The sequence below is a fragment of the Sphingobium aquiterrae genome (assembly GCF_037154135.1).
Taxonomy (GTDB): Bacteria; Pseudomonadota; Alphaproteobacteria; order Sphingomonadales; family Sphingomonadaceae; genus Sphingobium; species Sphingobium aquiterrae.
In genome coordinates this window covers 80,086-105,385 of the sequence record NZ_JBANFL010000010.1, presented here as the reverse complement: position 1 = coordinate 105,385, position 25,300 = coordinate 80,086, and the positions used below count along the sequence as shown (strand labels likewise).

Below are 25,300 nucleotides of genomic sequence, written 5' to 3'. Positions count from 1 at the left end.
CAGCCATCAAGGTGCCAAGGCATCGCTTGGATTTCCGAAGATGCAGTGCCCGCCGCCGCGCGTCAATGCGACGAAGGCGTAATGTTCGGCTTCGTCGATCTGCTGGTCGGTTGGCCGCACTCCGGCATAGAGCACGGATTGCTCCGGCGATTGCAGCGTGGGGACCTGCGCGCCGTCCAAATCCTGCGTGGGCCTATGAAGATCGGAAGCGCCATAGAGTATCTCGGCGTCGAGGCAGAAGATGCGCCAAGCCTGGCCGAAGGAACTGAACGCCAATATTCCGGCCCTGTGCCGCCGCGCCGGAGCGAGCGTGGTAGGGACGGTGGCATTGGAGCAGCCGTTCAACCGCCTGAATGGCCGCAAGGGTCGGTTGCGGCCGAAGCGGGGCAGGTGGGCCGTCACCCGTCGATGGCGTCAGACGCCGCGCCGTCACTCCCTCGATCGGCACCAGGACAATCCGAACGCCCATCATGACGGGAGGCACTTTGCCAGGTCATGGCATAGCGTTGCGCCGCCATCTCGGCGCCTTCGCGCAGCAGGGGCCCCAATCGCCAGAAGTGATGGAGATGGCCCGGTTCGTGCGGTTCGGGCTGGCGGTCCCAGCCATAATCGTGGCGGAGGCGACCAAGGTGCCCCGACGCCGCCACATCCACGGGCGAAGCCGGGTCCGAAGCCATTTATGTCGCACCCACCAGTGATTGGGCCCGCCTGTCGCGGTGACGCCGCTGGTGCCGACGAACCCCTTGTCGACCAGCACCACCTGCGCACCGGCGCGGGCCGCCGTGATGCCCGCCCAGCACGCGGCCATGCCGCCGCCGCCGATGAGCACGTCGGCGGTCAGTTCCAGCACGTCGGGATCGCTCATTCGGCGGCGATCGCCTGGGGTTCCAGCCGGGCCCGGCTGTGGCGATTCTCGGGGATTGGCAGGCCCAGATGCCCGCGCAGCGTGTCGTGGCTGTAGTCTCCGCGGAACAGGCCGCGCTCCTGCAGGATCGGGACGACCCGCTCGCGGAACAGGGCGAAGTCGCGCGGGCGCGTCACGCGGAGCAGGAAGCCGTCCGCGGCCCGCCCGTTGAACCAGCGCTCGATCTCGTCGGCGATGGTGGCGGGCGATCCGACGAAGTCCGAACGCCACTGGCCGAAGCGATAGGCCGCCTGGCGCAATGTCAGCCCTTCCTCGCGTGCGATGCGGATGATGCTTTCGGCGTGGCCCTTGTAGCTGTTGAGCGTCACGCCGCTGAGGTCGGGGAAGGGGGCGTCGAGGTTATATTGGGAAAAGTCGTGATAGTTGAAGGCACGGCCGACCTGCACCAGCAGCTTCCCGACATCCAGCGCCTGCTGCGCCTTGGCGGCGATCGCCCGGGCCTCCTCATCCGTGTCGGCGATGATCGGCGACAGGCCCGGCAAGACCTTGATCGCGTCGGGATTGCGGCCCTGGGCCGCGGCGCGCGCCTTCAGATCGGCATAATAAGCGCGGCCGGTCTCGAAATCCTGGGCGCTGGTGAAGGTCCCCTCGGCAATCGCGGCGCCAAGGTTGCGCCCTTCGCCGCTGTCGCCTGCCTGGAAGATGACCGGCTGGCCCTGCCGCGATCGACTGAGTGCCAGCGGCCCGGCGACGGAGAAATGCGCGCCCCTGTGGTCGAGCCGGTGCTGCCTGCCCTTGTCGAGGAATGTCCCGGACGCCCGGTCCCGCGGGAAGGCGTCGTCCTCATAGCTGTCCCACAGCCCTTGGACCACGTCGACGAATTCGCGTGCGCGCGCATAGCGGACCTTGTGGTCGAAATGCTCCTCTCGCCCATAGTTGCGCGCCGCGCCCTCCAGGCCGGTCGTCACGACATTCCACCCGGCCCGGCCATGGCTGATATGATCGAGCGAACCGAACTGCCGTGCGACATTATAGGGTTCCCAATAGGATGTCGTGAGCGTGCCGACCAGGCCGATGCGGGACGTGGACGCCGCGATCGCCGACAGCAGCGTCAGGGGCTCCAGCCGGTTGAGGAAATGGGGCGCCGTGTCGGGCGTGATGAAAGGGGAATCGACGATGAAGACGAGGTCGAACTTCGCCGCTTCGGCGAGGCGGGCATTCTCCACATACCAGTCGATGTCGATGCTCGCATCGCCGGGAAGATCGGGATCGAGCCACGAGGCATGATCGGCGCCGACACCTTCCAATATGGCGCCCAGATGCAATTGTCGTCCGGTGTGCTCGGTCATGATGTTCATCCTCCTGCGATCGATGCGCAAGTCCTAGGATGGTTGGCGACGAACGAATAACGAGGGCTGCTCATGGACACATTGAATCTGCTGATGCGGGGCGATGGCGCAGATATGAAAACGATCCCGGCGTCCCGCGACTTGCCGGATATATTTGCCAATCTTGTCGGTCCGGCATCAATGCTCGAGATTTCGTCAACCATTCTCAAAATGTCGTATGGGATCAAGAAAAGCTCGTAGGATATCCCGCGTTCAATTTCCTACGCCAATGGAGCCGCTCCCTTGCTGGAGCAATTGGCAGGAAGGAATGCACATCATGTCTACAGCCGCCTCCAATGCCCTGGACATCGCCCCCGATGTCGAACTGGACATCCGCCCCTTGCAGCCGACGATCGGCGCCGAAATTCACGGGGTCGACATTTCCCGGCCGTTGCGCCCCGGGGTGCGCGACGCCATCCGCGCCGCGGTGCTGCGCCATAAGGTCGTCTTCTTCCGCGACCAGACCCTCGACAATGACAGCCACGCCGCCTTCGCGCGGGAGTTCGGGCCGCTCTACACCCATCCCAGCACGACCCATGATCCCAAGATCACGCCCATCCACAACATCTCCGCGCTCGACAATGCGCGGTTCGACAAACGGCATTCGGGCACGAAGGTCAGGCCCGGCGAGGCCTATCACAGCGACACGAGCTGGCGCCTTGTCCCGACATGGGGCGCGGTCCTGCGGGCGGTCGACCTGCCGCCGATTGGCGGCGACACGATCTGGGTCGATGCGCATCTGGCCTATCAGGGGCTTTCCGACGAGCTTAAGGAAAGGCTCGACGGGCTGCACGTCACGCATGACTATCGGGCATCGCTGGTCGCCGACGGGCATGACTATCCGATCGTCGCGCATCCCCTCGTGCGTACCCACCGGGAAACCGGGGAGCAGATCCTGTGGGTCAACCTGACCCAGAGCCCGCAGATACTCGGCGTGGAACTTGCCGAGAGCCGCGCGCTGATCGAAGAGATTCTCCTCCAGTACAAGCGCCCGGAATTCCAGGTCCGCTTTTCCTGGCAGCCCGGCTCCGTGGCGTTCTGGGACAATCGCGCGGCGGTCCACTATGCCGTGCGAAACTACGGGGACTATCCGCGCCTGCTCCATCGCGTGCTGATCGCCGACGCGCCTCTCTACGCCGACCTTTAGGATCGGGCGGGCGCTGGCGACAGGTCGGCGCCCAGCGCGCCTTCGTGAATGGCCTGCATGAATGGAAAGAGCCGCCAGCCGGTAACGCTGGCGGCTCTTTCCGTTTGCCGTCGTCACTGGCGCAGGAAATCCCGGGCGAAGGCGTCCTCGATGTTCCTGTCGCGAACCTGCACACCCTCGCTCTTGCCGATCGTGCGGACGACCTGCCGGGCATCCTCGAGCACCTTCCCGTCATAAGCGACGCTGCGGGGGTTATTGCGGCGGGCATAGGAGAGGGCGACCGCGAGCGGCATGCCGGTCGCTTTCGCCAGCGCTTCGCCATAGGCCTGTTCATGGCCGTTCGCCCAGGCATAGGCCCGGGCGATCCTGCGGTCGAAGTCCCGCAGCAGGTCGCTCTTGCGGGCGATCGCGTCGGGACTGGCGACATGATAGCCATAGCCCGTGACCAGGCCGCTGCCGTCGACCAGCGTCCTGGCCTTGCCCTGCAGCAGGGCGGCGTCAAGGAACGGCGCCCATGTCGCCCAGGCATCGACCGACCCCGCGGAAAAGGCGCCCAGCGCATCATTGGGCGCCAGATAGACGGGCTGGATATCCGCGGCCGTCATCCCATTTTTCTCCAGCGCGCGCAGCAGCAGATAGTGGCCGATCGAAATCTTGCCGGTCGCCACCTTCCTGCCCCGCAGGTCGCGGACCGACCGGATCGGCGAGTTTTCGGGCACCAATATCCCCACCGACGAGCCGTTATTGCCAAGCGACGCGATCGCCACGACCTTGAGCGGCGATCCGCCGGCAAAGGAGAAGAGGAACGGCGCGTCGCCCACGAAGCCGACATCGGTCGCGTTCGCGGTCAGCGCTTCCAGCAGATGTTGCGCGGCCGGGAATTCGGACCATTCGATGCGATAGGGGATGTTCTTGAGCACGCCCGATGCCTCCAGAAGGGCGCGGGTCGTGCCCTTCTGGTTGCCGACGCGCAGCACGGGCACGTCTTCCCTGCCCGGCACCGGCCGCAGCAGGCCAATGGCGATCAGCGCGCCCAGCAGCAGGGCGACGGCAAGGATCAGCGCGGCGCGCCTGCCCGCCCTTTTGGTGGATGGTTCAGCGTTCATGTCCGCCTGGCCTTTCTCTGGGTTCAGAAGGTGAAGCCGACGCGGGCGTAATAGAAGCCGCCCGTCAGCCCATAGGGCGAAAAGCTGCCATAGACCCCCGACCCCTGTGACCAGGTCACTTCGGGCTTTTCGCGCGGATAGCTGTTGAACAGGTTGGTGGCGCCGATGCCGAGGTCGATGCGGTCGTTCAGCCGGTAGCCGATGTCGAGGTCGATGATCCATTTCGCCGGGAAGGCGAAGTCGGCGCTTTCGATCGGGCCGGCCTCGACATATCGCCCATAGCGGGTGCCGCGCAGATTGGCGCGCACCGGCCCCAGCGACCAGTCGCTGGTCAGGATCACCTTGTCGCGCGGCGAGGAAACCAGCAGGTCCTGGATGGCCTGGCGCCCGAACAGCACGATGTTGATGCCGTCGAGCGCCGTCGGATTGTCCGCGATGCGCAGAATCTTGCTCTTGTTATAGGCATAGGCGGCGCTGAGGCGGAAGGTCCCCAGGTCGCGCGTCCGCAGCGTATATTCGGCCACGGCGTCGATACCGCGCGTGCGGGTGTCGATGGCGTTGGCGAAATATTGCGCGGCGGCCAGGTCGTTGAAGCCCTGGGACGCGAGTATCGCCTGGACGGCGGCACCGCGAAGCTGTTCGGTCTTCACGATGCGGTCGTCGATGCGGATCTGGTAGGCATCCACCGTCACGCGAAGATCGCGGCCGGGCTCGAAGGTGAGGCCGGCGGTGAAGTTCAGCGACTTCTCCGGCTTCAGCGGTTTCGCGCCCAGCAGGACCGCCTGGGGCGCCGCGACCGGCAGGAACTTCGACTGGAACAGTTCCAGCGCGCCGACCGCGTTGATCGCGCCGGTGTTCTGCGTGGTCGAGAAGCCCTGCTGCGCGAGCGAGGGCGCGCGGAAGCCGGTGTTGATGCCGCCCCGGAAGGCCAGGCTGTCGGTGATCTCGTAGCGGGTGGATATCTTGCCGCTCACCGTATTGCCGGAACTGTCGTCATAATGTTCGGCGCGTCCCGCGACGCCGACGAACCATCGTCGCGTGACCTGCGCGCCGACATCGACATAGGCGGCCAGGTTGTTGCGGCTGAGCGTCACCGCGTCGTCCGGGGTGGTGCCGGTGAAGGAGACGAGGCCGGCGGGCGGATATTTGCCGCAATGCAGCCGCTCGAACGGCGTGTCGCCGCACGGTATCTGGTACAGGCCGTTGCGATAGCTGTCCGGCTCTCCCGCCTGGTTCTGGAACTTCTCCCATCGCTGCTCGACGCCGATCGCCAGTTGGAGCGGTTCGGCGAGGCCGATGTCGAACGCGCGGTTGATGTCGAGATTGTTCACCCACAGGGTGGAAATCTGCCGGCCCATATAGAAGTCCGTCGGGCTCGACGGGCCGAGGGAGGGGTTGAGCGTGCCTTCCGCGCCCAGTTTCACATTGTCCCTGCCGAAACTGGAGCTGAGATCCCATTCCCATCCGCCCAGCGTTCCCTTCAACCCGGCGGCGAGCTGGAAGTCGTCCTCCCATATGCGGCGATAGGCTTGGAAGCCGTTGGGATAGATCTCCGGCAGCGACGACACGTCGCTTGGCGCGAAGCCGCCGCGCGCATCCTTGATGTTGCGATGGCTGTAGCTGTTGAAACTGTAGAAATCGACATTGTCGCCCAGCGGGATTTCCGCATTGACCACGGTATTGACGATGATGTCCCGGTTGGACCGCCCATAGCCGCCCTGGACGATGCGGCTGTGCGTCGCCTCGCGCGGGTCGGGCGAACCGTCGGCCAGCAGCGGATAGAGCGAGCCGCCGACCTTGCGCGCGCGGATCGCCGGTTCGTGCAGCTTCGCCTCGGCGCTGACGCGCAGGAAGCCACCGTCCCCGATGCGCGTGCCCCAGCCCAGCGATTGCTGGAGGAGTTCGCCATCGCCCTTCCAGCTCTGGCCCGCTTGCGCCTCCAGCCGTCCACCCTCGGGCGCGCTGTCGAGGATGATGTTCAGTACGCCGGATATGGCGTCCGATCCATATTGCGCGGCGGCGCCATCGCGCAGCAGTTCCAGCCGGCCGATGGCGTTGGTGGGGATGAGGTCGATATCGACCGGCGAACTGCCGCCGGCGATCCGCGCCAGATTGTTGATGAGCGCGGTGGTGTGCCGGCGCTTGCCGTTGACGAGCACCAGCAGGTAGTCGCCGGACAGTCCCCGGATGGCGAATGGACGCACGCTGGCCGATGTGCCGCCACCACCTTGCGCGGGCTGGCTGAACGAAGGGATCAGCGATCCCAGCACATCCTTGAGGCCGGTTGCCGGAGCGGTGCGGAGCTGTTCGCCGCCGATCACGTCGATGGGTACCGGGCTGTCCGCCACGGTGCGCGCCCGGCTGCCGCGATTGCCGGTCACGACGATCGCGCTGCCTTCACCGGCGTCGGCCGCCGTCTGGGCCGTCGCGCCGCCATGATCGGATGGCACGGGATCGGCGGCGGCGTGGGCCGGCATCGCGCCTGTCAGGGCCAGGACGGCCGCAGCGGACACGAAGTGGATTTGGCGCGGTGCGCGCAAGATGTGCATTGTTCCCCCTAAGGGATCGGCTTCGATCCCGTGGATGCCAACGACAGGGCGCGCCCCGGAAAGCGGAGCGCCGTCATGGTTCGGCAAGTTGCAAGAAGGCCCGATTTGGTAGCCGCAGGGCGCCATCGGATGGCCCAAGGGGAAACGAATTACTGGTCCGGATCAATGCAGAATAATTTGAAGAGCAAGTAAAAGAGCTAATATCAAGTATTTATCATAACAGGTTGAGCGATCCTGATATTGATCGATGCAATGCATGGCAGGGCGTAATATTGCCGGTATCCGGGCGCTTGAATGCCTCCCACACGCGCACGCCTCGCCCGGAGGCATCCAGATCATCGGTGCAATTGCCGCCCCGATCGCTGCGCATGCAAAATTCCCAGCATATAGAACAATATTCCAATAGGTCAGCTATCGCGCGCCTAACAAAATCTACCCTCCAGCGGGCACCGGCCATGTTGCCTGTAATCTCTATCAATATAATAGAGAATCATCCGTATCGCGACGGACGATCAGCCGCCTGACACCTCGTCGGGGACGGGCGCTGGTGCTCACGCCAAGGGGGATCTGAATGTTCCGTGCCACTCGTTATGCGTTGCTTGTCTCTTCCGCGTTCGTGCCCATGGCGCCCTTGCTGGCGCAGGTGACGCCCCCGCCGATGGAAGCGGATGCCAATGCCGGCCAGGAGGAGATCACCGTCACGGGATCGCGCATCGTCCGCAACGGTTATGACACGCCGACACCGCTCACGGTGATCAGCACGCAGGATCTGCAGGCGTCCGCACCGGCCAATCTTGCCGATTTCGTCAACCAGCTGCCATCCGTCGCCGGCAGCACCACGCCGGCCAACAGCAACCGCTCGCTGGCGAGCGGCGTGGCCGGCATCAACACGGTCAACCTGCGCAACCTGGGCGCCAACCGCACGCTGGTGCTCATCGACGGGCACCGCTCGGTGGCGTCCACGACGGACGGCGTGGTGGATACGAACACCATTCCGCAGGGGCTGGTGAAGAGCGTGGAGGTCGTCACCGGCGGCGCGTCGGCGGCCTATGGTTCGGATGCTGTCGCCGGCGTCGTCAACTACATCCTCGATCGGAACTATACCGGCATCAAGGGCGATCTCAGCTATGGCCAGACCACCTATGGCGACGACAACAGCTACAAGGCGACGCTGACGGCCGGCGCGCCGTTCGCCGGCGGCCGCGGCCATATCCTGCTCAACGGGACGATCGTCCACCGCGACGGCATCAATGGCGTTCCGCGCGCCTGGGCGGCCAAGGGCATGTATATGACCCAGAATCCGGCCTATGTGCGGGGCAATGGCCAGCCGGAATATATGCCCAGCACGCAGGCCGGCCTGAACGTGACGACCGGCGGCGGCATCATTACGAGCGGCCCGGCAAGGGGCGTGTATTTCGGCCAGGGCGGCACGATCAACCATTATGGCTATGGCGAGAATTATCTCGCCAACAGCGCCTGGACGATCGGCGGCGACTGGCAGGCCAGCCAGCATATCGACGGAACCTCGCTTCAGCCGGGCGAGCGCATGCGGAGCGTTTACGGGCGCCTGAGCTATGAGGTGATCGACGGCATAGAGGTTTATGGCGAGGCATCCTATAACCGGAGCTATGGCCTGAACTGGGGCGGACGCCAGACCGACAGGGCGAATATCGCCATCAAGGGCGACAATGCCTTCATCCCCGCGGCACTGCTTGCGCAATATCCGGGCCTTGCGACCACCGGTTTCACCCTGGGGTCCTGGAACGCGGATTATCCCACGCGCGAGAGCGACAATCTGCGCCAGGTCCAGCGTTATGTGCTGGGCGCCGAAGGCAAGTTCGACCTGCTGAAGACCAACTGGAAATGGGACGGCTATTATCAGAGGGGCATCACCGACAACCACATCTCCCTCATCTCGCCGCACCGCACGAAGCTGGGCTATGCGACCGATGCCGTGTGGAATGCCGCCCACACGCAGATCGTCTGCCGCGTCACGCGGGATGGCAGCACGGACCCGCTGGCGGAAGGCTGCGTGCCGTTCAATCGCATGGGGATAGGCGTCAACACGCCGGAGGCCGTGAACTACATCATGGGCAATCCCTGGACCAAGACGCGGCTGACCCAGGATGTCGCCGCGCTGAACGTCAGCACCGACATCGCCAATCCCTGGCTCAAGCCGATCGGCCTGGCCTTCGGCGTCGAGCACCGGCGGGAGTCCGTCTCCGCCTATACCCCGCTATGGGCGCAGAGCGGCTGGTACAGCGGCAACTTCCCTGACAACGACCAGATCGCCGGCCATTACACCGTCACCGAAGGCTATGTGGAGACGCTGGTTTCGCTGCCGGCCAATGTCGAATTCAACGGCGCGGCGCGCCTGACGAGCTACAGCCAGGCCGGCCGGGTCGTGACCTGGAAGACCGGCCTGACCTGGAGCCCGGTCAGCGATCTGCGCCTGCGTGTCGTGCGGTCCCGGGATATCCGCGCGCCGAACCTCTCGGAGCTGTTCCAGTCGGGCGGCGGGAACACCAATTCGCTCGCCAATCCATGGGCGGGCCGTGGCGATCAGCGCTACAGGGGGGTGCCCCAGGGCAATCTCAATCTGAGGCCGGAAAAGGCGGACAGCTGGAGCCTGGGTGTCGTATACCGGCCCTCTTTCCTGCCGGGCTTCGGCCTTTCGGTCGATTATTATGACATCAAGATCAAGGGCGCGATCGGTTCGCTGAGCGCGCAGCAGATCGTGGATCGCTGCTACGAGGGCAATGAGGAACTCTGCCAGCAAATCGCGCTGTCCATGCCCGACAATCTGGCGGCCCCGCGCTACGCTTATGGAGAGGGCTGGAATCGCACCACCGGCCCGGTGCCCGGTTTCGCGGATTTCTGGGTCTACACCTCCAACTTCAACTATGTCTCGGAGCGCGCGCGCGGCCTGGACTTCGAGGTCAGCTATCAGTTCCCGCTGGACAGCATTGCGGAAAGCCTGCCGGGCACCTTGTCCCTCCGGGGCCTTGCGACCCGGGCCATCGAACGGCTGGTCGACAACGGCACGCAAGCCCCGACCGACAGCGTGGGGCAGAATAGCGGCTCGCTGCCGACGTGGAAGTATCGCGTGACGGCGAACTACACGGTCGATAACTTCACGATGCAGTTGACCGGCCGTGGATTCAGCGCGGGCGTGTACAATAACAGCTATATCGAATGCACCTCCAATTGCCCGGCATCGACCTCTCTCAATCACACGATCTCGGACAATCACCTCCCGGGCGCATTTTATATGGATGCATATTTCGCCCGGAAGGTGCCGGTCGGCAATGTTGAAGGCGAGCTGTATTTGCAGATCACAAATCTCTTCAACAAAGATCCGGCCCTGGTCGGCAGCGGCCCGTCCGACACGTCCAGCCCCGATCCCGGCACCAATCGTTCCCTGTACGATTTCCTGGGCCGCGCCTTCAGGGTCGGTCTCCGGTTCAACCTGGGCGGGTGATCCCGCGCAGCTGCGCCGAACGCAATCGCTATCATGACGCGCTTCGTTGCAATGGCGGCGCGCTTACAGAATACCGGCCACACCCGTGGCTTGCCCAAGAGGAGCAAAGATGCGCATCTTTCTGCTGACGACCACCTTGTTCGCTGCCTTTGCGGTCACATCCGCCCAAGCACAGCTCGCCCCGCCCACCAGCGCCCGCATCACCGACCCCAAGGATGTGGTCGGTGGCGTTCCGGGATCGGACTATTTCCTCGCCAATTACACCAAGATCACCGAATGGCTGAAGACAGTCGCCGGCGAGAGCGACCGGATGAAACTCGTCTCGATCGGCAAGACCGCGGAGGGGCGGGACCAATGGATGGTCGTCGTCTCCTCGCCTGAAAATCTGCGCAACCTCGAACGCCACAAGGAGATCGCGAAGAAGCTCGCGCTCGCCAGGGGGCTGACGGACGATCAGGCCCATGCCCTGGCCCGCGAGGGCAAGGCGATGGTGTGGATCGACGCGGGCGTCCACGCCACCGAGACCGTGAACGGTCAGGCGCATATCCAGATCATCCAGGAACTGCTCACCGGCAATGACCCGGAGACGCTGCGCTTCCTGGACGACGACATCGCCCTGTTCGTCTATGCCAATCCGGACGGGCTGGAACTGGTCGCCAACTGGTATATGCGGCAGGCGGACCCCAAGGCCCGCAAGATGGATATTCCGCTCCTCTACCAGCATTATGTCGGCCATGATAACAATCGCGACAGCTTCGCCGCCACCCAGGCGGAAACGACCAACATCAACAAGGCCATGTACCGGGACTGGTTCCCGCAGCTGAACTATAACCAGCATCAGACCGGGCCGGTCGGCACCGTCGTCTTCATTCCGCCGTTCCGCGATCCCTATAATTATAATAACGAGCCGCTGGTCATCAACGAGACGGATGGGCTCGCCTATGCGATGCACGGCCGGCTGATCGCGGAGGGCAAGCCGGGCTCGATCATGCGCTCCGGCGCGCCTTATTCCACCTGGTTCAACGGCGGCCTGCGCACCGTGGGCTATTTCCACAATGTGCCCGGCATCCTGACCGAGATCATCGGCAATCCCACACCGATGGAAATCCCGCTCGTGCCGCGCCACCAACTCGCCCGCGAAGACCTCGCCGCGCCGATCGCGCCCCAGACCTGGCATTTCCAGCAGTCGATCGACTATGTGAAGACGCTGGACCGCGCCATTCTCGACTATGCCTCGCGCAACCGCGAGACCGTGCTCTACAACCGCTATGTGATGGGCCGGAACCAGGTCCGGAAGGGCAGCGAGGACAGCTGGGTCATCACGCCGAAGCGGATCGAAGCGGTCAACGAGGCGGCCAAGGCCCTGAAGCCGGCCAGTACAGCGCAGGCCGGCGGAGACAGCGACAGCGGCAGCAACAACAATCGCGAGACCGTGTCGAGCGACCTCTACAAGACGGTGCTGCAGGACCCGGCGAAGCGCGCGCCGCGCGCCTATGTCCTGCCGGCCGACGCGCAGCCGGACATGCCGACGACGATCGCCTTCCTGAACACGCTCATCAAGAACGGCATCGAGGTGCAGCTGGCCAACGCCCCCTTTACCTATGCGGGCAAGAGCTATCCGGCGGGCTCCTATATCGTGCGCGCCGACCAGGCGTTCCGGCCGCATGTGCTGGACATGTTCGAGCCCCAGGACCACCCGCAGGACTTCGCCTATCCGGGCGGGCCGCCGCTGCGCCCCTATGACATCACCGGCTATACGCTCGCCTTCCAGATGAACGTGAAGTTCGACCGGCTGCTGGACGGCGCGCCGCCCGCCATGCCGATCGTGCCGGACCTCCTCGCGCTGCCGTCCGGGCATGCCATCGGCAATGGCAAGGCCGGCTATGTCGTCAGCCATGCCACCAACAACAGCTTCCGCCTCGCCAACAGACTCCTGAAGGAGAAGCTTCCCGTCTACTGGCTCAAGAATGCGGTCAGCGTGGGCGGGCAGACGCTGGCGCCGGGCGCGCTCTGGATTCCGGCCTCGGCCAGGGCGAAGGCGATTGTCGACGCCTCCGTGGCGCCGCTCGGCATCGACGCCTATGCCGTCGACGCCAAACCGGCGGGGGAGAGCGTGGCGATCAGGCCCGTGCGGATCGGGCTGGTCGACATCTATGGCGGCTCAATGGCGTCCGGCTGGAATCGCTGGATCTTCGAGCAGTTCGAATTCCCCTACACCAAGGTCTTCCCGCAGGAACTCGACGCAGGGAAGCTGAACGCCAAATATGACGTGCTGGTCTTCCAGAGCGACATTTTCGGCCGGGAAGGGCGCGGCAATCGCGCGCTGCCCAAGGCCGGGGAACTGCCGGCGGAATATCGGAAGATGCTCGGCAGCCTTACCGACGACAAGACGCTGCCCCAGATCGCGGCCTTTGCCAAGGCGGGCGGCACCGTGATCGCGGTTGGCAATGCCACCTCGCTCGGCGCCAAGGTGGGGCTGCCCGTTACCAATGCATTGACGACGGAGAAGGATGGCAAGCGCGTGCCGCTGTCGGGCAACCAGTTCTACATCCCCGGCTCGATCCTGAGTGCGCAGGTGGATGTGAACGATCCGCTGGCCTATGGCATGCCGGAGACGGCGGACGTCTTCTATTACAACAATCCCGTCTACACCCTGCCGTCCGGGGACCAGAGCGTCCGCCGCGTCGCCTGGTTCGCGAGCGACGATCCGCTTCGCTCGGGCTGGGTCTGGGGAGAGAAGAAGCTGAACGGCACGACGGCCGTGGTCGACGGCACGCTCGGCAAGGGGCATGTCTACCTGCTCGGACCGGAGGTCACGCAGCGCGGCCAGTCCTATTCGACGTTCAAGTTCCTGTTCAACGCCGTGCTCTATGGCCCGGCGCAGGCCGCCAAGTAGAAGCAGCCCTCCGTCTGGGGCGGGAATGGCCGGAGTGTCCTTACGGACTCCGGCCATTTGCTGTTGAGCCATGCCTCCTGCCTAACGGAGACATGCAAGGCGGCCGTCAGCCCCCGACTATCCATGTCATCGATGGCATTCCCGAATTTGGCCAAGGCGCTCAGTCCCCATATCGATCGAGCCAATGGCGGAGCGTCTCGACCACGGGGCTGAGATCGTGGCCCTTGGTGGTGAGGAAGTAGGAATGGGTCCGCATGTCTTCCGGATTGGGCCTGCGTTCGATCAGGCCGCGCGCGACCATCATCTTGAGCCGGTCGGCAAGGATATTCCGTGCGATGCCCAGGCGTTCCAGCAGTATTTCATAGCTTTCCGCACCGAGGAGCATTTCCTCGACGATCCGCAGGACCCAGCGGTCCCGAACAAGTTCGGCGAGCGACAGGCATCCCCTTTTCCTGCAGAAATTCAGCGCCACGGGCCGTCATCACCCAATGGCGGCCGATGTCCGCGGGCGCTCACTTCATGCCGCCTCCCAGCGCGCGGTACAGTTCCACGGCATTGGCTTCCCGCGCCAGGCTGGTCGCCAGCAAGCTTTGCCGGGCGGCATAGAAGGCACGCTGGGAATCGAGCGTGGTGAGGAAGGGATCGATCCCTGCCTTGAACCGCGCTTCCGACAGGCGATAGGCGCCCTCGGCATTGTCGCGCAGCGAGGTTTGCGCCGCGATCTGCTGGTCGATGGTGCCGCGCCGCGCCAGCCCGTCCGCCGCTTCCCGGAACGCCGATTGCACGGCGCGCTCATATTGCGCGACCATCGCATCCCGCGTGGCTTTGGCATAGCTGAGATTGCCCGCATTGCGCCCGAAGTCGAAGATCGGCACGGTGGCCGACGGCGCGGCCGACCAGTAATCGCTGCCATTGCCGAACAGGTTGGAAAGACCCAGGCTAAGCGTGCCGAAGGCCGCCGTCAGCGAGATGCGGGGGAAGAAGGCGGCGCGGGCGGCGCCGATATTGGCGTTGGCCGCGATCAGCTGATGTTCGGCCGCCGCGATGTCGGGCCGCCGCAGCAACACATCGGAAGGCAGGTCGGCAGGCAGATTGTCCAGGGTGACGCTGCCCGGCCCCAGGGTCACGGGCAGCAGCGCGGTGTCCAGCGTGGTGCCGGCCAGCAGGTTGAGCGCGTTGCGGTCCTGCGCCACCAGCGTGGTGGCATTGGCGATATCGGACCGGGCCTGGTCATGGCTGGTGCGGGCCTGCCGCACGTCCAGCTCGGACGCGATCCCGGCAGTGAACCGGGCTGTCGTCAGCGCGAGCGTCTGGCCGAAGGCGATTTCCGTGTCGCGGGCGATCCGCAACCGTTCCTGGTCCGCCGCCATGGTCAGCCAGGCGGTGGCGACCTCCGCGACCAGCGCGGTCTGCGCGGCGTTGCGGTTTTCCTGCGCGGCGAAGAACTGCTCCTGCGTCGCCTTGCCCAGGTTGCGCACGCGCCCGAACAGGTCGATTTCCCAGGCGGAGACGCCTGCGGAGACGGAATAGACGTCGGTTCGCCCGGCACCCGCGCCCGCCGTTCCGCCCGTCCCGCCGCCAACGGCACCCAGAGGCGACTTCTGGTAGGTGGCACCGCCGTCCACGCCCAGCGTCGGGAAGATATCGGCCCGCTGGACGCGATATTGCGCCCGCGCCTGCTCGACATTGGCAAGGGCAAGCCGCAGGTCGCGATTATTCTCCAGCGCGATGCGGATCGCCTGCCGCAGGCGGTCGTCGGTGAAGAAATCGGACCAGGCGGTATCGGCCGGCAAGGCCGCCGCCTGCGATGCCGGGCCATAGGACGGCCCGGCGGGGGTTTCGGCGGGCACCGGCAGCGCGGGGCGGATATATTTGGGCGCCATGTCGCATCCCGCCAGCATCGTCCCGGCAGCCAGAAGCATGGCCACAGTGCGGTTCATCATCGATCAGGCCTCCTGCGGCCGCTGGCCGGTGGCATCTATTGTGGTTTGCTGTTGCCCTTTATCCTGACGGAACAACCGCTTCACCGTGAAGAAGAAGAGCGGGACGAAGAAGATCGCGAGCACCGTCGCCGACAGCATGCCGCCCACCACCGCCCAGCCGATCGCATTCTGCCCGCCCGCGCCCGCGCCGGACGAAACCGCCAGCGGGAACACGCCGAACACGAAGGCGAAGGACGTCATCAGGATCGGGCGCAGGCGCAGCTTCGCCGCCTCCAGCGCCGCCTCGGCCGCATTGAGGCCGGCGCGCATCTTCTCCTCGGCGAACTCCACGATCAGGATGGCGTTCTTCGCCGACACGCCGATGGTGGTGATAAGGCCGACCTGAAGATAGATGTCGTTGTTGAGGCCGACCAGGCCCGCCGCGACCAGCGCGCCGACCACGCCCAGGGGCACCACCAATATGACCGCGAGCGGCACCGACCAGCTTTCATAGAGCGCGGCAAGGCACAGGAACACGATCAGCAGCGAGACGGCATAGAGCGCCGGCGCCTGACCGCCCGACAGCTGTTCCTCATAGGACAGGCCGGTCCATTCGAAGCCGATGCCTTCCGGCAGCTTCGCGGCATGTTCCTCCATCGCCTTTATCGCCGCGCCGGTGCTGTAACCCGGTGCGGGCGAGCCCATGATCTCCACGGCGGACACACCATTATATCGCTCCAGCCGCGCGGGGCCATAGACCCAGTCCGCGGTGGCGAAGGAGGAGAAGGGCGCCATCGCCCCGGTCGATCCGCGCACATAATAAGTGTCGAGGGAGGCCGGGCTGGTCCGGAACGGCGCATCCGCCTGCACATAGACGCGCTTCACCCGCCCGCGGTCGATGAAGTCGTTGACATAGGTGCCGCCAAAGGCCGTGCTGACCGTGTCGTTGATGTCCGCCTGCGAAACGCCGCTGGCGCCGGCGGCGGCCTGATCGACATTGAGCTTGAGCTGCGGCGCATCCTCCAGGCCGTTGGGTCGCACCTGCGCCAGCCGCTTGTCCTGCATCGCCATGCCGAACAGCTGGTTCCTGGCGGCGAGCAGTTTGTCGTGGCCCAGATTGGCTTCATCCTTCAACTCGAAGTCGAAGCCGTTGGCATTGCCCAGCTCCAGCACCGCAGGCGGCACGAAGGCGATGGCCATGCCGGCGTGGATCTTGCCGAAGGCCGCATTGGCGCGCGCAGCGATCGCTGCGGCGGCATTCTCCTTGCCCGGCCGCTCCTTCCAGTCGCGCATGCGGACGAAGGCGATGCCGACATTCTGGCCCTGGCCCACGAAGCCGAAGCCGCTGACGGTGAAGACGGACTGGATATTCGCCTTCTCGTCCACCAGGAAATGCTCGCGCACCTTGTCCATGGTGCGGGCGGTCTCCTCCATCGTCGTGCCGGCGGGCAGCGTCACCTGGGTGAAGAGCAGGCCCTGGTCTTCCTCCGGCAGGAAGCCCGACGGCAATCGCAGGAACAGAAGGCCCATGCCGGCCACGATCAGCACATAGACGATCAATGTCCTGCCCCAACGCCGCTCCACCGTGCGCAGGCCGCTGGAATATTTGTCCACGCCACGGTCGAAGGTGCGGTTGAACCAGCCGAAAAAGCCGCCGCGCGCGCCATGGCCCTGGCTGGCCGGCTTCAGGATCGTGGCGCACAGCGCGGGGGTGAGGATAAGGGCGACCAGCACGGAAAGCACCATCGAGGAAACGATGGTGATCGAGAACTGGCGGAAGATCACGCCGGTCGAGCCACCGAAGAAGGCCATGGGCAGGAACACCGCCGACAGCACAAGGCCGATGCCGACCAGCGCGCCGCTGATCTCGTCCATGGACTTTTTCGCGGCCTCCTTGGGACTGAGTCCTTCCTCCTGGATCAGCCGCTCCACATTCTCGACGACGACGATGGCATCGTCGACCAGCAGGCCGATGGCGAGCACCATGCCGAACAGGGTCAGCGTGTTGATGGTGAAGCCCGCCGCCAGCAAGATCGCCATCGCCCCCAGCAGGACCACGGGCACGGCGATGGTAGGAATGAGCGTCGCCCGCCAGTTCTGCAGGAACAGGAACATGACGACGAAGACCAGGACGACCGCTTCCAGCAGCGTGTGGACGACCTGTTCGACCGACAGGCGGACGAATGTCGAGTTGTCGACGGGGAAGTCGACCTTGACGTCGGCCGGGAACTGCTTCGACAGGCGCGCGACCTCGGCCTTCACAGCGTTCACCGTGTCGAGCGCGTTGGCGCCGGGCGCCAGGCGGATGCCGATGCCCGACGCCTGCTTGCCGTTGAACCGGGCCTGGAAACTGTAGTTTTCGGACCCCAGGTCGACGCGCGCCACATCGGACAGTCGCACGGTCGAGCCATCGGGATTGGACCGCAGCAGGATGTTGCGGAATTCCTCCGGCGTGCGCAGCCGCGACTGCGCCGTCACGGTGGCGTTCAGCGCCTGTCCGGCGACGGCGGGCAGGCTGCCCACCTGTCCGGCCGAAACCTGTGCGTTCTGCGCCCGGATCGCGGCCTTCACATCGGCAACGGTCAGGCCGAGGTTGGACAGCTTGAACGGATCGACCCAGACCCGCATCGCATATTGCGCGCCCAGCACCTGGGTATCGCCGACGCCCGTGATGCGGCTGATCGGGTCCTGCAGCGTGGAGGCGATGAAATCGCCCAGGTCCACCTGATCGTGCGACCCGTCCTGCGAATAGAGCGCGACGATCAGCAGGAAGTTGGCCGTCGACTTGGTCACGCGCACGCCCGCCTGCTGCACTTCCTGCGGCAGCAGCGGCGTTGCCTGGGCCAGCTTGTTCTGCACCTGCACCTGCGCGATGTCCGGATCGGTGCCCTGCTCGAAGGTGAGCGTGATGGACAGGTTGCCCGCGGAATCGCTGGTCGAGGAGAAATAGCGCAGATGGTCGATGCCCTTCATCTGCTGCTCGATCACCTGGGTCGTGGTGTTTTCAAGCGTCTGGGCGTCGGCGCCGGGATAGAGGGTGTTGATCGTCACCTTGGGCGCGGCGATTTCCGGAAACTGCGCGATCGGCAGGGTCCGCAGCGCCAGCAGGCCGGCCAGCATCAGGATGATGGCGATGACCCAGGCGAAAATGGGTCGCTCGATGAAATAGCGTGACATGGGGATCAGTTCCCCTTGCCCGTGGCCGGGGCCGTCACCTGCTGGGGCGGCCCGGCCTTCACCACCGTCCCCGGTTGCAGGTTGAGCAGCCCTTCCACGATCAGCCGGTCCCCCGCCTTCAGGCCGCCGGTTACGACCCAAGTGTCGCCCATGGCGCGATCGACGGTGACGGTGCGCTGCTCCACCTTGTCCTGCGCGCCGACGACCAGCGCCGTGGCCCGGCCGCGCGGATCGCGGGAAATGCCCTGCTGCGGGGCAAGCAGCGCCTGTTGCCGCACGCCTTCGACCAGCTGGGCGCGGACATACATGCCCGGCAGCAGCAGGCCGTCCGGATTGGGGAAGGTTGCGCGCAGCGTCACGCCGCCGGTGGTGGGATCGACCGTGACCTCGGAAAATTGCAGCCGGCCCTCGATGGGATAGGTCTTGCCGTTCGGCAGGAGGAGCCGGGCGCGCGCGCCGTCCGCGCCACCCTTGCTGAGCGCGCCGGCGTTCAGCGCTTCCTTGAGGTTCAGGACCTGCGCGGCGGACTGGCTGACATCCACATAGACCTGGTTGGTGCGCTGGATGGTCGCCAGCGCGGCGACCTGGCCCGCCTGCACCAGCGCGCCGGGCGTGAACAGCGACCGGCCGATGCGGCCGGAAATGGGCGCGCGGATGCGGGTGAAATCCAGATTGACCCTGGCCGCATCGACGGCGGCCTTCTGCGCCGCGACATCGCCCAGCGCCTGCTGGGCGGCGGCTTCCGCATTGTCCGCTTCCTGCCGGCTGACCGCATTGATGGCGACCAGGCCGCGATAGCGCTCGGCCTGGAGCCGCGTGGCGTTGATCGAGGCCCGGGCCCGCGCGAGATTGCCCTGCGCGGTGCCCAGCGCGGCGCGATAGGGCGCATCCTCGATTTCGTAGAGCAGCTGCCCGGCCTGGACCAGGGCGCCTTCGGTGAACAGGCGGCGGCGGATCACGCCGCTGATCTGCGGCCGGACTTCGGAGGTTTCCACGGCGGCGACGCGCCCCGGCAACTCGTTCGTCAGCGTGACGGCTTCGTTCTTCAGCGTCACCACGCCGACCGTGGGCGGCGGTGGGGGCGGTGGGGCATTGTCGCCACATCCCGCCAGCAGAGCAATTGCCATCAGTCCTGCCAGGCTGCGCCGATGCATAGGTCCATCCATTTATTGTAAAGCAGAAGCGCGGAATGAACATTCATTCCGCTTGCGGGTCACTAGGAGATGTGTCAGGCGAGAGCAACCGAAAAGGTGGGGGGATCAAGGATAATGATTGCAACGCAGCATGAGGTGGGGAGCGCCAGGAGCCGTGTCGTCAATGCCGCACGACATCTTTTCGCCACCCGCGGCTTCCATCAGATGTCGATGGCCGAGCTGGCCGAGGAAGCGGATGTCAGCGTGGGCGCGATCTATCGCTCGTTCAAGGGCAAGGCCGATATCGTTCTGGCCATTGTGGAGGTGGATGCCCGCGCACGGCTGGAAACGCTGGCCAGTCTCAGCGCGCAGGTGAAAAGCGGCATGACGCCGGTGGAGACCGCGCTGACACGGATGGCGCTTCTCTCCCTGTCGGAAGGGGACGAAGCGCTTTCCTTCGAGATTCTGGCTGAAGCGCATCGCAATGCCGATGTGGCCAGGATGATCGCGGATCTGTGCGTGCATTATCGCAACGCCTTCCGGGATTTTGCCTGCGTCGCCAATCCGCGGCTTTCGACCATGGAGTTGGACGCCGCCGAGGAATTGCTCCTCGCCTGCATGTTCGGGCTGGGCCATCGCACGCTCTCCGGACCTCGTCTGGGCGTGAACGAAACGGCAGAATATACCGCGAAAATGATCCTTCACGCGCTCAACGCCCTGCATCCAGACATGGGATGAAGCCTGCGGAACCGGCCATTCGCGCCGAGCCGGAATTTGGCGAATGACTCCAATCCGGTCGTTCGGGAGGCCGCTGGAAACGATCTCCCGAACCCGGTCGGCCATGGCGCCCGCATCCAGCCCGGTCATGTCCTTGTTGTCGGTTGGCACCAATCCAATACAGACGGGGTGTCCCGTCTTATGCGGCGGCTTGCAGCCCCGATGCATCGTCAAGCGCAAGGCCACGGACGGCGGCCGAACGTGTCCTGCAGCGATCGATATAGGCATCGAAGATGTCGCTGGCGGGGAAGGCGTGCCGGCCGAAGGCAAGCGCGCTGCCGATGAGGAGGTCGGCGCCGGTAAATCGCTCGCCCATCATATAGGGGCCTTGCGCCAGCGCCGTCTCGATCCGGCGGATCACGGCTTCATGGCCACGCTGCTTTTGCGGCGATCCGGCAAGCTCGCCCGCCATGCCGGCGAACAGCGCCGGCTCCAGTTCGGCGACATACCATGCCAGCCAGGTCAGGTAATCGCCACGCCGCGGATCGCCGGGGATCGGCGCAAGCCCCGCCTCGGGAAAGACTTCGCCCAGATAGAGGACGATGGCGACCGACTCCGCGACAAGCGTTCCGTCATGGAGGATCGCAGGCACGCGTTTGTCGGGATGCGGGTTGGCTGGATCGGGCGATCCTGCGCCGGTCATCGGCCGGAAGATGGACACCGGGTGGATCTCATAGGGAACGCCCAGCTCTTCCAACAGCCAGATCATGCGCGACGAACGGGATTGTGGAGTGTGGTACAGGGTGATCATGACGTTCTTCTCCTTGGCGGCAGGAAAGCGGGCCGGCGACCGGCTTCCCATGACGGAAGGGCTTGTAGGATCATGCTGCTGACAGCATTCTGTCAGTAGGAGGTAGATCATGCGTCGTGCGGACAGGCTGTTCCAGATCATCCAGATCATGCGGCGATCGTCCCGCCCGGTGACGGCCGGCGAGATTGCAGGCGAACTCGAAGTCTCGCCGCGAACGGTCTACCGCGACGTGGCCGACCTGATGGCGCAGCGCGTGCCTATCCAGGGCGAAGCGGGGTTGGGCTACATCCTCGACGACGCGTTCGACATGCCGCCGCTGATGCTCACGCCCGACGAAATCGAGGCGGCGGTCCTCGGCGCCCAATGGGTCGCAGGCCGGGGCGATCCGGTGCTGGCGAATGCGGCACGCGATCTCATCGCCAAGATCACCAGCGCCGTGCCGGAGCGCCTGCGTCCATTGATCGCCGACCCGTCGATCGGCACGCGACCGGCTTCCAGGCTGGCGCCGGACGGCATCGACATCGCCCGGACGCGCGCCTGCATCCGGGAAGGGTGCAAGATCCAGCTCGACTATCGCGACGAGCGCGGCGACATGAGCCGGCGCGTGGTCTGGCCGGTCATCATCGGTTATTTCGAAGAGACGCGCATGCTGGCCGCCTGGTGCGAGTTGCGGCAGGACTTCAGGCATTTCCGCACCGACCGCATCGTTGCCGCCGCATTTCTCGAAGATCGCCATGGCAGCCGGCCTGGCGTGCTCCGCCAGCGATGGAAGCGGCACATGGCGGAAAAGCACCGCGCTGCCGCCGCGTCCTGATCGTTCCGTTCAGGGATTCGGGTGGCACCGGCCCGCTCGCGACCGCCGCCGCGCATCTTGCCCGAACGGCCAAAAAAAGACGCCCGGAACCGTCGTTCCGGGCGTGGGATGGGGCATCTTCGGTGCAGGAAGATGTCACATCAGAGTTTGAACCGGATGCCCGTGACGAAATAGCGCCCGATGACGTCATATTGCGACTGGAAGGTCGGGTAGAATTCCGTCGGCTGGGCATTGGGCTGCGGCGCGAACACGAATTTGTCGGTGATGTTCGTGACGGACCCGAACCAGGTGACCAGATGCTTGCCGGCCGAAAAGTCGTAGGAGATGTTCGCGTTCAGATAGGCGACCGGCGCGATGCGGTTGTTGGTGTAGAATTGCGTCGGCACCAGCGTGTAATGCAGCGTGCCGATATAGCGCATGTCGATCCCGAAGTTGAACGGGCCATCCGTATAGTCGACCGACGCCGTGAGCTTGTGCCGCGGCACGCCGGCGCCGGCGACGCCGGCATTTTCGACCGGCGTGCTTGTCGGCCCCGACTTCGACGTGAGCTTCGGCGTGTAGTTGCCGATCAGGCGCAGGTCGAGCCGCGCGGGATCGTCCGACAGCATCCGGCCCAGGTCCAGGCGATAGTTGATCTCATAGTCGAAGCCGTGGGTCGTGAGCGATGCCTGGTTGAACGGCACCTGGGAGATGTTGATCGGGAAGTTCGCCGGCGTCCGGTTGGCGAAGGGGAAGGGACGATTGATGAATGAACACAGCACGTCGGTGCCGCCGCTGTCCTCGCACCGCTGGCTGAGGTCGGTGGTGCTCAGGCGGGTGATCTGGTCCTTGATCTTGATGTGATAATAATCGAGCGAAACGCTGAAGCCGGGGAGGAATTCCGGCTGCCAGATCGCGCCCAATGTCAGGGTGCGGGCGGTTTCCGCCTTCAGGTCGGGGTTGCCCTGCGTCAGCGTGATCGTGTTGGTGTTGGTGTTGGTGTGAACGTCGTTGAACGTGCCGCGGGTGGAGGACACGCCGGCGAACAGCTCATATAATGTCGGTGCGCGGATATCCTGGGAATAGGTGGCCCGGAAGCGGAGCTGGTTCACGGGTGTCCAACTGAGGCCGCCCTTCCACGCCCAGATGCCGCCGCTCACGCTGTAATCGGTGTAGCGGGCTGCGCCGTTCAGGTCGAAGGCCTGGAAGAAGGGGGTGTCGTGCAGGATCGGCACCGCGATTTCGACAAAGCCTTCCTTGACCGTCTGCTTGCCGCTGGCCGGGCCGACATTGGTGCTGTTGAAGGTCAGGTTATAGGGGTTGGCATAGGTGCGCAGGCCGGTCAGGTCGATCGGCTTGGAGGGATCGTTGTTGCTGGTCTGGTTCAGGCTCTGCCGCCGCCATTCGCCGCCCAGGGCGATGTTCACCGGGCCAGCCGGCAGGTCGAACAGCGCCCCCGTCAGCGAGGCGGCGATGTCGTCCTGCTGGTTCTTCACGCGGAACGTCGATTCCCGCTCGAAATAGGCGTAGGATTCCTTCGATGGCGATCCATTGCCGAACAGGTTCCAGGGCACGCAGCCATCCTGCAGCCCCGGATTGGTGAGGGTGATGCGGCAGACGATCTTGCCCGAGGGATCGCGCACGGCGTCCAGCGCCGCGAACCAGTTCCCCTGCAGGAAATTGCCGGTATGGCGCGTGTTCAGCTCGGATTCGCCGTGCGAATAGTTGATGTTCCAGTTGAAGGTGGAGAGCTTGCCCTTCAGTCCGGCCAGGATCGTCAGCGCCTTGTTGTTGGTATAGGCGACCTTGGGTGTCTGGTCCGCCTCGACGCGGCTGCCGACGAAGCTGTTGACGCCCTGGGCGATCATCGCGTCGCGCACGGCGGTCGGCAGGAAGGCGTTGTCGGAGAAGATCTGGAACGACTGGAACTGGGTGCCCGCCGCCACAGTGACATAACGTGTGTCGGAATCGGTGTAGCTGCCCTGGACGAACCCCTCGATGCCCGATCCGAAATCATAGTCGGCGCGACCGAAGGCCTGCTTGGTCCGCAATTTGCTGGTCAGCGTCGTGCCGAAGGTGACGGCCGTATCGGCGCCGCCCACGTTGAAGTTCGGCGTGCCGGTGGGGGTGCCCAGATCGGCCTTGTGGAAGCCGCCATTGGGATCGAACGTATAGAGGTTCAGGGAGAAGGGAACGGTCTGGCCGGCGGCGTTGCGGCCCGAGTTGATGAGCGTGCCATAGGTGCCGTTGGCCAGCCGCACGTTGAACATGGGGGTGAACGGATTTTCCGCCGTGCCCGCGGGCCGGTTGTTCGGATTGGCGGCGCTGCCGGCCGGATTGGCGCCGACATCCACCCAGCCGCCGGTATAGTTGCCGCCATAGGGGCGCTCGCCATTGTTCGGGATGCCGGGCTGGAAGAAATAATCGACGCTGGCTTCCAGGTGCAGCCGATTGTCCATCAGGCTGGTGCCGCCGGCAAGGCTGAACTTTTCCTGATGATTGTCGTGGCGGCTGGAAATGCCGGTTTGCACCACGCCCTTCAGCCCTTCGAATTTGGTGTCGAGGACGAAGTTGACGACGCCGGCGACCGCGTCCGATCCATAGGCGGCCGATGCGCCGCCCGTGACCACGTCGACGCGCTGGACCAGCGCCTGCGGGATGATGTTGGAATCGGTCGTGCCGTCGAAGCTCGTCGGCGGCAGCCGCTGCCCGTCGAGCAGCAGCAGCGTTTCGATCGCGCCGAGGCGGCGGAGGTTGAGGTAGTTGCCGGCGCTGGGCGTGCCCGCCTGGCTGCTGGTGACGTTCGCGCCCGCCGTCGCGGCGAATTGCGGCAATTTGGTCAGGCCCGCCGCGATGCTTTCGGGCGCCTTCTTCAGCAGCTCGGTGGCGCTGACGACGGTGACGGGGGTCGGTGCCTGATAGCCATTGGCGATGATGCGCGACCCGGTGACGATGATATCCTCGGTGGATGCCGATCCCGATCCCGATCCCGATGTGCCGCCGCGGGGCGCGCTTGCGGGTGGCGGAGCCGGCTCGGCCGTCTGCGGGGCGGGGCGGGTGTCGTCCGATCCCGCCGGAATAGCGACTGATTGCGCCTGCGCGGTGCCGATCGCCGACATGGCGGTGGCGATCATCAGTCCGGCGCGGGTCATCCTGGAAAAAATCATCGTGCATCCCCTCAATTGAGCGCGTCCGGGCATTTTCTGCCTCAATCCCGCATCTCGCCTGCATACTGTATTCATTTCAAAATGTTTCTGTCAAGGCAAAGAGCGCCATTGCGTTGCTCATCGGACCGAATTTCTGGCCGAAACGCCA

General features: G+C 65.0%; 17 protein-coding genes. 6 read left to right on the top strand and 11 right to left on the bottom strand.

Annotation, left to right across the window (positions count from 1 at the left end; all coding sequences use genetic code 11):
* Positions 1 to 6: 6 nt before the first annotated feature.
* The 3 genes from WFP78_RS12445 to WFP78_RS12435 form a co-directional block, all read right to left on the bottom strand.
* Entirely contained in the window at positions 7 to 276 is a 270-nt protein-coding gene (locus WFP78_RS12445; protein WP_336962585.1) for a hypothetical protein, read from the bottom strand.
* 217 nt (positions 277 to 493) lie between these two features.
* Positions 494 to 865, bottom strand: coding sequence for an FAD-dependent oxidoreductase (locus WFP78_RS12440; protein WP_336962583.1), 372 nt, complete (start codon positions 863 to 865; stop codon positions 494 to 496).
* Positions 862 to 2,214 (bottom strand): LLM class flavin-dependent oxidoreductase, encoded by a 1,353-nt coding sequence (locus WFP78_RS12435; protein WP_336962580.1) that lies wholly within the window; start codon positions 2,212 to 2,214, stop codon positions 862 to 864. Before WFP78_RS12435 ends, WFP78_RS12440 begins: the two co-directional genes overlap by 4 nt.
* A 72-nt stretch (positions 2,215 to 2,286) precedes the next feature.
* Between WFP78_RS12435 and WFP78_RS12430 the strand changes: the two genes are divergently transcribed.
* Entirely contained in the window at positions 2,287 to 2,454 is a 168-nt protein-coding gene (locus tag WFP78_RS12430) for a hypothetical protein (protein ID WP_336962577.1), read from the top strand.
* 76 nt (positions 2,455 to 2,530) lie between these two features.
* Complete coding sequence (locus WFP78_RS12425) at positions 2,531 to 3,400, top strand: TauD/TfdA dioxygenase family protein (protein ID WP_336962575.1); 870 nt, start codon at positions 2,531 to 2,533, stop codon at positions 3,398 to 3,400.
* 113 nt (positions 3,401 to 3,513) lie between these two features.
* On the opposite strand, the gene WFP78_RS12420 is transcribed toward WFP78_RS12425, so the two are convergent.
* Both WFP78_RS12420 and WFP78_RS12415 read right to left on the bottom strand, forming a co-directional pair.
* Positions 3,514 to 4,506 carry an ABC transporter substrate-binding protein gene (locus WFP78_RS12420; protein ID WP_336962572.1) on the bottom strand — a complete coding sequence of 331 codons (993 nt, stop codon included), beginning with the start codon at positions 4,504 to 4,506 and terminating at the stop codon, positions 3,514 to 3,516.
* Between the two features lie 23 nt (positions 4,507 to 4,529).
* Positions 4,530 to 7,055 carry a TonB-dependent receptor plug domain-containing protein gene (locus WFP78_RS12415; RefSeq protein WP_336962569.1) on the bottom strand — a complete coding sequence of 842 codons (2,526 nt, stop codon included), beginning with the start codon at positions 7,053 to 7,055 and terminating at the stop codon, positions 4,530 to 4,532.
* Between the two features lie 571 nt (positions 7,056 to 7,626).
* Here WFP78_RS12415 and WFP78_RS12410 point away from each other — a divergent pair.
* Both WFP78_RS12410 and WFP78_RS12405 read left to right on the top strand, forming a co-directional pair.
* Positions 7,627 to 10,536 carry a TonB-dependent receptor domain-containing protein gene (locus WFP78_RS12410; protein WP_336962566.1) on the top strand — a complete coding sequence of 970 codons (2,910 nt, stop codon included), beginning with the start codon at positions 7,627 to 7,629 and terminating at the stop codon, positions 10,534 to 10,536.
* Positions 10,537 to 10,645: 109 nt separating this feature from the next.
* Positions 10,646 to 13,432 carry a M14 family metallopeptidase gene (locus tag WFP78_RS12405; RefSeq protein WP_336962563.1) on the top strand — a complete coding sequence of 929 codons (2,787 nt, stop codon included), beginning with the start codon at positions 10,646 to 10,648 and terminating at the stop codon, positions 13,430 to 13,432.
* Between the two features lie 160 nt (positions 13,433 to 13,592).
* On the opposite strand, the gene WFP78_RS12400 is transcribed toward WFP78_RS12405, so the two are convergent.
* Genes WFP78_RS12400 through WFP78_RS12385 form a run of 4 tightly spaced genes read right to left on the bottom strand, consistent with a single transcriptional unit; the run spans position 13,593 to position 19,658 of the window.
* Positions 13,593 to 13,904: a winged helix-turn-helix transcriptional regulator gene (locus WFP78_RS12400; RefSeq protein WP_336962561.1), complete on the bottom strand. Its 312-nt coding sequence runs from the start codon at positions 13,902 to 13,904 to the stop codon at positions 13,593 to 13,595.
* Positions 13,905 to 13,944: 40 nt separating this feature from the next.
* A complete protein-coding gene (locus tag WFP78_RS12395; protein WP_336962788.1) occupies positions 13,945 to 15,372 on the bottom strand; it encodes an efflux transporter outer membrane subunit in 1,428 nt (475 codons plus the stop codon).
* A 6-nt stretch (positions 15,373 to 15,378) separates the two neighbouring features.
* Positions 15,379 to 18,531, bottom strand: coding sequence for an efflux RND transporter permease subunit (locus WFP78_RS12390; RefSeq protein ID WP_336962559.1), 3,153 nt, complete (start codon positions 18,529 to 18,531; stop codon positions 15,379 to 15,381).
* A gap of 5 nt (positions 18,532 to 18,536) precedes the next feature.
* Positions 18,537 to 19,658 (bottom strand): efflux RND transporter periplasmic adaptor subunit, encoded by a 1,122-nt coding sequence (locus tag WFP78_RS12385; protein WP_473829053.1) that lies wholly within the window; start codon positions 19,656 to 19,658, stop codon positions 18,537 to 18,539.
* 141 nt (positions 19,659 to 19,799) lie between these two features.
* Between WFP78_RS12385 and WFP78_RS12380 the strand changes: the two genes are divergently transcribed.
* Positions 19,800 to 20,402, top strand: a complete 603-nt coding sequence (locus WFP78_RS12380) for a TetR/AcrR family transcriptional regulator (protein ID WP_336962553.1) — start codon at positions 19,800 to 19,802, stop codon at positions 20,400 to 20,402.
* 178 nt (positions 20,403 to 20,580) lie between these two features.
* Here the strand turns inward: WFP78_RS12380 and WFP78_RS12375 are convergent, their stop codons facing one another.
* The gene (locus WFP78_RS12375; RefSeq protein WP_336962550.1) at positions 20,581 to 21,192 is read right to left on the bottom strand and encodes a glutathione S-transferase family protein; all 612 of its coding nucleotides are present in this window, start codon (positions 21,190 to 21,192) and stop codon (positions 20,581 to 20,583) included.
* Between the two features lie 109 nt (positions 21,193 to 21,301).
* Here WFP78_RS12375 and WFP78_RS12370 point away from each other — a divergent pair, with 109 nt between their 5' ends.
* Entirely contained in the window at positions 21,302 to 22,006 is a 705-nt protein-coding gene (locus tag WFP78_RS12370; RefSeq protein ID WP_336962548.1) for a helix-turn-helix transcriptional regulator, read from the top strand.
* A gap of 140 nt (positions 22,007 to 22,146) precedes the next feature.
* On the opposite strand, the gene WFP78_RS12365 is transcribed toward WFP78_RS12370, so the two are convergent.
* The gene (locus tag WFP78_RS12365) at positions 22,147 to 25,152 is read right to left on the bottom strand and encodes a TonB-dependent receptor plug domain-containing protein (RefSeq protein WP_336962546.1); all 3,006 of its coding nucleotides are present in this window, start codon (positions 25,150 to 25,152) and stop codon (positions 22,147 to 22,149) included.
* Between the last annotated feature and the right edge of the window lie 148 nt (positions 25,153 to 25,300).